This window comes from uncultured Marivita sp. (genome assembly GCF_947488135.1).
Classification (GTDB): domain Bacteria; phylum Pseudomonadota; class Alphaproteobacteria; order Rhodobacterales; family Rhodobacteraceae; genus Marivita.
Genome location: NZ_CANKYW010000038.1, coordinates 1 through 445, shown reverse-complemented (window position 1 = coordinate 445; position 445 = coordinate 1). Strand labels below are relative to the sequence as shown.

The following is a 445-nucleotide window of genomic DNA, read 5'->3' as shown; positions in this document are numbered from 1 at the left end:
GAGCCGGTTCGGGACCCGGAAACGGGGCACGCGATCTCCCCGGTCATCGCGGCCGCGCTGTGCATCAAACCGCGCGGCAAGCTCACCTCGGATCAGGCGCGTAAAGTCGATGCTCTCAAGACCCGCTCTCCCGCCTTCGTATCGATGCGCAGCCTCGCCATGCGGTTCAACGGTATCATGCGTGGGCGCGACGCAGGCCCGCTCCCTGCATGGATCGACGACGCAATCGAAACCGAGTTGGTGCCGATCGTACGCTTTGCCCGCACATTGAACCGGGACTTCGATGCGGTCAAAAACGCGATTGAGATGCCTTGGAGCAACGGCCAGGCGGAAGGTCAGATCAACCGCCTGAAAACCCTCAAACGCGCCATGTACGGTCGGGCCGGCCCAGAATTGTTGCGGGCAAGAATGCTACCGTTTGACCACACAAAGTGAGGCAGAGCCG

Annotated in this window: 1 protein-coding gene; it reads left to right on the top strand. The window is 62.0% G+C overall.

Features of this window, described 5'->3' with window-relative positions:
- Positions 1–435: transposase (locus Q1B16_RS22315; protein WP_299794638.1), on the top strand; the 435-nt coding region annotated here is incomplete at its 5' end.
- Positions 436–445: the final 10 nt, after the last annotated feature.